The organism is Pseudomonas sp. (assembly GCF_036387035.1).
In the GTDB taxonomy this organism is placed as follows: Bacteria; Pseudomonadota; Gammaproteobacteria; order Pseudomonadales; family Pseudomonadaceae; genus Aquipseudomonas.
Genome location: NZ_DASVUM010000051.1, coordinates 1 through 6,973, shown reverse-complemented (window position 1 = coordinate 6,973; position 6,973 = coordinate 1). Strand labels below are relative to the sequence as shown.

The following is a 6,973-nucleotide window of genomic DNA, read 5'->3' as shown; positions in this document are numbered from 1 at the left end:
AACAGAAAATACCGCTGCGCCATCGGCAGCACGTCGGCCGGTTCGCACCACAACAGCACGCCGTCGGCCTTGACCTGATACGTCTGCGGGTCGACGTCGATGTTTGGCAGGTAGTCGTTGTGAATCAGGTCTGCCTTGGTCACGTTGCGGCAGCCTTTGACCACGCCGATCTGTTTCTTTAAGCCCAACTCTTCCGGAACGCCGGCATCGTAGGCCGCCTGGCTGATAAAGGTCAGGCTGCTGGCATGCAACGCGCTGCCGTAGCTGGCGAACATCGGACGGTAGTGGACAGGTTGCGGGGTCGGAATCGACGCGTTGGCGTCGCCCATCAGGCTCGCAGCAATCGAGCCGCCCTTGAGGATCAGCGTCGGCTTCACGCCAAAAAAGGCCGGGCGCCAGAGCACCAGGTCCGCCCATTTGCCCACTTCCACCGAGCCCACCTCATGGCTGATGCCGTGGGTGATGGCCGGGTTGATGGTGTATTTGGCGATGTAGCGTTTGGCGCGGAAGTTGTCGTTGCCTTCGCCATCACCCGGCAACGGGCCGCGCTGGCGTTTCATCTTGTCGGCCGTCTGCCACGTGCGCATGATCACTTCGCCGACGCGGCCCATGGCCTGGCTGTCCGAGCTGAGCATGGAGAACGCGCCCAAATCGTGAAGAATGTCCTCGGCGGCAATGGTTTCGCGACGAATGCGGCTCTCGGCGAAGGCGACGTCCTCGGCAATGCTTGGGTCCAGGTGATGGCAGACCATGAGCATGTCCAGATGCTCGTCGATGGTGTTGCGGGTAAACGGCCGCGTCGGGTTGGTCGAACTCGGCAGCACATTGGCGAAGCCGCAGGCCTTGATGATGTCAGGGGCATGGCCGCCGCCTGCACCTTCGGTGTGGTAGGTGTGAATCGTACGATTCTTGAACGCCGCCAGGGTGGTTTCGACGAAGCCGGATTCATTCAGCGTGTCGGTGTGGATCGCCACTTGAACGTCGTACTGATCGGCGACGGTCAGGCAATTGTCGATGGCCGCAGGCGTGGTGCCCCAGTCTTCATGCAGCTTGAGGCCGATGGCGCCGGCCTTGACCTGCTCAACGAGTGGCTCGGGCAAGCTGACGTTGCCTTTGCCGGTGAAACCGATGTTCATGGGGAACGCTTCAGCGGCCTGCAGCATGCGCATCATGTGCCATTTGCCGGGCGTGACCGTGGTCGCGTTGGTGCCCGTCGCCGGGCCGGTGCCGCCGCCAATCATGGTGGTGACGCCGCTCATCAGTGCTTCTTCGATCTGTTGCGGGCAGATGAAGTGGATGTGCGTGTCGACGCCGCCAGCAGTGAGGATCATGCCTTCGCCAGCGATGACCTCCGTTGCGGCACCGATGGCGATGGTCACACCGGGCTGGATGTCCGGGTTGCCGGCTTTGCCGATGGCCGCGATGCGCCCGTCCTTGAGGCCGACGTCGGCTTTGACGATGCCCCAGTGATCGATGATCAGCGCGTTGGTGATCAATGTGTCGACGACCTCGGCAGCGAGGCCTTGGCCCTGGCCCATGCCGTCACGAATCACCTTGCCGCCGCCGAACTTCACTTCCTCGCCGTAGACGGTGAAATCCTTCTCGACCTCGACCCACAGCTCGGTGTCGGCCAGGCGCACACGGTCGCCAACAGTGGGGCCGAACATGTCGGCGTAGGCTTGTCGGCTAATCTTCATTCTTCGTTCCCCGAATCAGAGCGGCAAGCGGCAAGCGGCAAGCTGCAAGTAAAAGCGAAATTGTGTACGCCACGGACTGCTGTGCTTGTAGCTTGGCGCTTGCAGCTTGACCTGGCTGGAAGGTGAGCGCGTTCTACAGTTCACCCATGACTCTTCCGGCAAACCCGAAGACCCGCCTCAGACCGGCCAAGTCCACCAGCTCCACTTCCCGCGCCTGCCCCGGCTCGAAGCGCACGGCGGTGCCGGCCGGGATGTTCAAACGCATGCCTCGGCTGGCGGCACGATCGAACGCCAGGGCGTCGTTGGTTTCGAAAAAATGGAAATGCGAGCCGACCTGAATCGGCCGGTCGCCGCTGTTGGCAACGCTAAGGGTAATGGTGCGGCGACCGGCGTTGAGCTCGATGTCGCCGGGCTGGATCTGGTATTCACCAGGAATCATGAGCTCTTCCTCGACAGTAACTTGAAGTAAATGGCCGTGGCCTTGTATTCGCCGTCGGGGTTGCAAGCGTAGTCCGGCAGCAGGCCGGACAGCTCGTAACCCAGCGCGCGATAGAAATCTTCGGCATCGGAACCCGTCAGCGTGTCCAAGTACAAAAGCCCACGCGCGTGCTGCTGCGCCGCGTGTTCCACCGCTGTCATCAGCTGCGTCGCCAGCCCGCGCCGGCGCGCCTGACTGAGCACCAGCAACTTTTGCACCTCGGCACGGTTCAGTCCGTTGGCCTTCTGGCACAGCCCGAGCTGCACCGTTGCCAGCACTTGGTCTTCCTCTGCCACCACCCACAGCAGCACATGGCCCTGCTCGACCTCGGCCGTGACGCCGTCCCACCAGCGGGCGGCCTCTTCAGCGCCGAGGTCGGCGATGAACCCGACCGAGGCACCGTGCTGAACGGCGTCCAGCAACAGCGCCACCAGACCTGGGCGGTAGTGCGCAAAACTTTCCGGTGTGACACGGCGTAAGTGGGCGGCATTCATGGCGCGAAATCCTTTCTGAATGAAAACTCAGGCGACTGGCTGGAGGCCGGGCGCTTGCGAGGGCGGGGCAGAGGCGCCGGGCGACAGGTCCAGCTGCATGAAGGTCAAGTCTAGCCAACGGCCGAATTTGGTACCGACCTGGGGCATCTGCCCTGTAGTGGTGAAACCTTCGCGCTGATGCAAGTAAATCGACGCGGCATTCCCGCTTTCGATTGCCGCCACCATCATGTGCTTGTCGCAGCCGCGGGCACGTTCGATCAGCGCCTTCAGCAGCAGCGGACCCAAGCCGTTGCCGCGTTGATCGGCACGCACGTAAACCGAATGTTCGACGGTGTGGCGAAACCCTTCGAACGGGCGCCAGTCACCGAACGATGAATACCCCAGCACCTGATCGTGGTCGTCGACCGCAACCAGAATCGGGTACGCCTGGGACTGGCGCGCGGCGAACCATGCTTCGCGGTTGGCGAGGTCCACCGGTTGTTCATTCCAGATTGCCGTGGTGTTGAGCACGGCGTCGTTGTAGATGGCGAGGACGGCCGGCATGTCCGTCAGCAATGCGTCACGAATCGAATAAGTCATGTTCGTTTCCACGTGTTCCTGTGTGGCTGTTTCAAATGAGTCGCTCAGGCGATGGGCTGATGCACGGTGACCAGTTTGGTGCCATCGGGAAAGGTGGCCTCGACCTGAATTTCCGGGATCATTTCCGGGATGCCTTCCATCACCTGCTCGCGGGTCAGCAAGGTGGTGCCGTAGTGCATAAGGTCCGCGACCGTCTGGCCGTCGCGTGCACCTTCCAGCAGGGCGGCGGAAATGAACGCCATCGCTTCCGGGTAGTTGAGCTTCAAACCGCGTGCCAGTCGCCGCTCGGCGACCAGTCCTGCGGTGAAGATCAGCATCTTGTCTTTTTCGCGTGGGGTCAGATCCATGGGTTTTCCGTTTTTAAGTTCCGAATAAAGAAATCGCCGGAGCGTGGCTTGTCCCGCGATCTGACGCGAAGCGGCGGTCATGGCCATCCTTAGAAATATCAGGAAGATCGCATTGGCCGGTTTTACGACGACTGCGTCGCCGATCGCGGGACAAGCCACGCTCCTACGGAGGACCAGTGTCATCTAGGTACTCCAGATCCTCGGTGCCAGTGCTTCACGGCCCAACAGGGCAGGGCGCAACAGTTTCCATAACTCCATCAGCCAGGCCCTTGCATGTAGCGCTTCGTCAGCGAGGCACCGGGCAATGACCAGGCCGGGCAACTGGCTCAGGTCGCCGCGCACGGGCGAATGTTCGGCCAGCGCCCGGCAGCGCTCCATCAAGTCGGCGTCAATCTCCCCGGTCACGATCAGCGTCGCGAACACCGGTTTGCCGTCAAGCCCGATGGGCGAATCCAGCAAGCCGTCGCCGCCGACGACGCGCTGTCGTTCGTGCCACAGCAACTGGCCGTCGCGCCGAATATCCAGATGCGCCTGAAAGTGGCCCTGATCAAAACGCTCGTTGCTGGCCGGCCGACCCAGCGCCACTACGTCCCAATAGAACAGCCGGGCGTCGCCCTCCAGATCGATCTGCGTGGTCAGTTCAGCCTTGGCTTCGCTGAAAACGATGCTCTCCTGGGGCAACCACTCCAGCGTGCCCCCTGCAGCGACCTTGATGTGCAACTGCTGATAGGCCGGACCGGCCGCACGGTACCACTTTGCCGCGCCCGGGCTGGTCAGTTGCGCCCAGGCATTGGCGCCGACGCTAGCGCCGATGTCCAGCCGATCGCCGCCGGCAATGCCGCCCGGCGGGTGAACGATGATGTGCTGGCAGACCTGCGGGCCTTCGGCGTACAAATGCTTTTGCACACGCAACGGGCCTTTGTGGCGCCGTTGCGTGGGGCGCGTGCTGTCGCCGAAACGGCCATACGCCAGCTCCAGCTCGGCGTGCCAGCTGGGCGTGAACAACGCGGTGTGAGCAGGAAGATTCATAAGTCGATTATCGTTTTATCGAAGGTCCGTACCTTAGCTGATCGGCGCATTAAATGGTGACCAGACCCCGAACGCCCTCGGCCTCCATATTGCCGCCCCGGCCTTGCTGAACGATCTCGCCGCGCGACATCACGATGTATTGATCCGCCAGCTCGGCGGCGAAGTCATAGAACTGCTCGACCAGCAAGATGGCCATGTCGCCGCGGGCGGCGAGCTTCTTGATCACTGCGCCGATTTCCTTGATCACCGAAGGCTGAATGCCTTCGGTAGGCTCGTCGAGAATCAGCAGGCGAGGGCGACTGGCCAGGGCGCGTCCGATCGCCAGCTGTTGCTGCTGACCGCCGGACAGGTCGCCGCCGCGCCGATGGTTCATCTGCAGCAGCACCGGGAACAGCTCGTAGATGAACGGCGGAACCTCTTTGGCCTCGGCGCCGGGGAAGCGCGAGAGGCCCATCAACAGGTTTTCCTCTACGGTCAGGCGGCCGAAAATCTCCCGGCCCTGGGGCACGTAGGCAATGCCCGAATGCACGCGCTGGTGCGGCTTGAAACCGGTGATCGGTTTGCCTTCCCACTGCACCACGCCCTCTTTGGCAGGCAGCAGCCCCATCAGCACTTTCAACAATGTGGTCTTGCCCACACCGTTGCGGCCGAGCAGGCAAGTGACTTCGCCGATTTTTACGTCAAACGAAAGCCCCCGAAGGATGTGGCTGCCGCCGTAATATTGGTGGAGCTTTTCGACTTGGAGCATGGCCAGTTTCTCAAGAAATCCTATGATCGTTCCCACGCTCTGCGTGGTAACGCCGCATCAGACGCTCTGCGTCTGCTTGGTGTCGCGGAGCGTCACCGGATGCGTTCCCACGCGGAGCGAGGGAACGATCAGCAGTCGGAGGTTCACCGCCCCAGATACACCTCAATGACCCGCTCATCCGCCTGCACGTCTTCCAGCGATCCTTCCGCCAGTACGCTGCCCTGGTGCAGCACAGTGACGTGGTCAGCGATGGTGCCAACGAACCCCATGTCGTGCTCGACCACCATTAAGGAATGCTTGCCGGCCAGGCCCTTGAACAGCTCGGCGGTGAACTCGGTTTCGGCGTCGGTCATGCCGGCAACAGGCTCGTCGAGCAACAAAAGCTGCGGGTCCTGGACCAGCAACATACCGATCTCCAGAAACTGCTTTTGGCCGTGGGACAACAGCCCGGCGGGGCGTGACATCGACGCGGTCAGGCGAATGGTGTCCAGCACTTCATCGATGCGGTCGCGCTGTTCACCGTTGAGCTTCGCCCGCAGGCTGGCCCACACCGACTTGTCGGTCTTTTGCGCCAGCTCCAGGTTCTCGAACACGCTCAGCGCTTCGAACACCGTGGGTTTCTGAAACTTGCGCCCGATCCCGGACTGGGCGATCTGCACTTCGCTCATCTTGGTCAGGTCCAGGGTTTCCCCAAACCAGGCCTTGCCGTGACTGGGACGGGTCTTGCCGGTAATCACGTCCATGAGGGTGGTCTTGCCGGCGCCGTTCGGGCCGATGATGCAGCGCAATTCACCGACACGGATGTACAGATTGAGATCGTTGAGGGCCTTGAATCCGTCGAAGCTGACGCTGATGTCTTCAAGCGTCAGGATCGTGCCGTGCAAGGTGTTCAGTCCCTTGCCCGCGGCCTGACCGAGACCGATGGCGTCGCGGCTGGTGCCGGCATCGCTGTTCGGGTCGAGCACCGGATCAAACGCGGGCGTCGGCGTGCTCTTCATTGCTCGCTCCTTTTCTTGATCAGGCCGATCACGCCTTTGGGCAGGTACAGCGTCACGACGATGAACAGCGCACCCAGGAAGAACAGCCAGTATTCAGGGAAGGCCACGGTGAACCAGCTCTTCATGCCGTTGACCAGCCCGGCGCCTAGCAGTGGACCGATCAACGTCCCGCGACCACCCAGCGCCACCCACACAGCCGCTTCGATGGAGTTGGTCGGCGACATTTCGCTCGGGTTGATGATGCCGACCTGCGGCACATACAGCGCGCCGGCCAGGCCGCATAACACGGCACTCAACACCCAGACAAACAGTTTGAAGCCGCGCGGGTCGTAGCCGCAGAACATCAAGCGGTTCTCCGCATCGCGCACGGCGGTTAATACGCGGCCGAACTTGCTGCGCGCCAGCCGCCAGCCGACGAACAGGCTGCCTGCCAGCAACGCCACCGTGAGCAGAAACAACACCGCGCGAGTGCCTTGGGACGTGATGCTGAAACCCAGAATGCTGCGAAAGTTGGTGAAGCCGTTATTGCCGCCAAAACCGGTTTCGTTGCGAAAGAACAGCAGCATGCCGGCGAACGTCAGGGCTTGCGTCATGATCGAGAAG

At 62.0% G+C, this 6,973-nt stretch carries 9 protein-coding genes; all 9 read right to left on the bottom strand.

Annotated elements, in window-relative coordinates; genetic code table 11:
- A partial coding sequence (gene ureC / locus VF672_RS04605; RefSeq protein WP_331101939.1) for an urease subunit alpha occupies positions 1 to 1,697 on the bottom strand: 1,697 nt, incomplete at its 3' end.
- A 133-nt stretch (positions 1,698 to 1,830) separates the two neighbouring features.
- Complete coding sequence (locus VF672_RS04600; protein ID WP_331101937.1) at positions 1,831 to 2,136, bottom strand: urease subunit beta; 306 nt, start codon at positions 2,134 to 2,136, stop codon at positions 1,831 to 1,833.
- Positions 2,133 to 2,669: a GNAT family N-acetyltransferase gene (locus VF672_RS04595; protein WP_331101935.1), complete on the bottom strand. Its 537-nt coding sequence runs from the start codon at positions 2,667 to 2,669 to the stop codon at positions 2,133 to 2,135. Before VF672_RS04595 ends, VF672_RS04600 begins: the two co-directional genes overlap by 4 nt.
- 27 nt (positions 2,670 to 2,696) lie before the next feature.
- Complete coding sequence (locus VF672_RS04590) at positions 2,697 to 3,248, bottom strand: N-acetyltransferase family protein (RefSeq protein ID WP_331101933.1); 552 nt, start codon at positions 3,246 to 3,248, stop codon at positions 2,697 to 2,699.
- Between the two features lie 44 nt (positions 3,249 to 3,292).
- A complete protein-coding gene (locus tag VF672_RS04585) occupies positions 3,293 to 3,595 on the bottom strand; it encodes an urease subunit gamma (protein ID WP_237251915.1) in 303 nt (100 codons plus the stop codon).
- Positions 3,596 to 3,778: 183 nt separating this feature from the next.
- On the bottom strand, positions 3,779 to 4,624 hold the full coding sequence (locus tag VF672_RS04580) for an urease accessory protein UreD (protein WP_331101931.1): 846 nt from the start codon (positions 4,622 to 4,624) through the stop codon (positions 3,779 to 3,781).
- Positions 4,625 to 4,673: 49 nt separating this feature from the next.
- Complete coding sequence (gene urtE, locus VF672_RS04575; protein ID WP_331101929.1) at positions 4,674 to 5,372, bottom strand: urea ABC transporter ATP-binding subunit UrtE; 699 nt, start codon at positions 5,370 to 5,372, stop codon at positions 4,674 to 4,676.
- Positions 5,373 to 5,515: 143 nt separating this feature from the next.
- Positions 5,516 to 6,370 (bottom strand): urea ABC transporter ATP-binding protein UrtD, encoded by an 855-nt coding sequence (urtD, locus tag VF672_RS04570; protein ID WP_331101926.1) that lies wholly within the window; start codon positions 6,368 to 6,370, stop codon positions 5,516 to 5,518.
- Positions 6,367 to 6,973, bottom strand: a 607-nt coding sequence (locus tag VF672_RS04565; protein ID WP_414705574.1) for an ABC transporter permease subunit, incomplete at its 5' end; no start/stop codon positions are given. The genes VF672_RS04565 and urtD, both read right to left, overlap by 4 nt.

What these genes read in the sequence shown, in the direction of transcription:
- VF672_RS04600 (WP_331101937.1), bottom strand. Translation starts at nt 2,136, where the DNA reads ATGATTCCTGGTGAATACCAGATCCAGCCCGGCGACATCGAGCTCAAC.
- VF672_RS04595 (WP_331101935.1), bottom strand. Translation starts at nt 2,669, where the DNA reads ATGAATGCCGCCCACTTACGCCGTGTCACACCGGAAAGTTTTGCGCAC.
- VF672_RS04590 (WP_331101933.1), bottom strand. Translation starts at nt 3,248, where the DNA reads ATGACTTATTCGATTCGTGACGCATTGCTGACGGACATGCCGGCCGTC.
- VF672_RS04585 (WP_237251915.1), bottom strand. Translation starts at nt 3,595, where the DNA reads ATGGATCTGACCCCACGCGAAAAAGACAAGATGCTGATCTTCACCGCA.
- VF672_RS04580 (WP_331101931.1), bottom strand. Translation starts at nt 4,624, where the DNA reads ATGAATCTTCCTGCTCACACCGCGTTGTTCACGCCCAGCTGGCACGCC.
- urtE (WP_331101929.1), bottom strand. Translation starts at nt 5,372, where the DNA reads ATGCTCCAAGTCGAAAAGCTCCACCAATATTACGGCGGCAGCCACATC.
- urtD (WP_331101926.1), bottom strand. Translation starts at nt 6,370, where the DNA reads ATGAAGAGCACGCCGACGCCCGCGTTTGATCCGGTGCTCGACCCGAAC.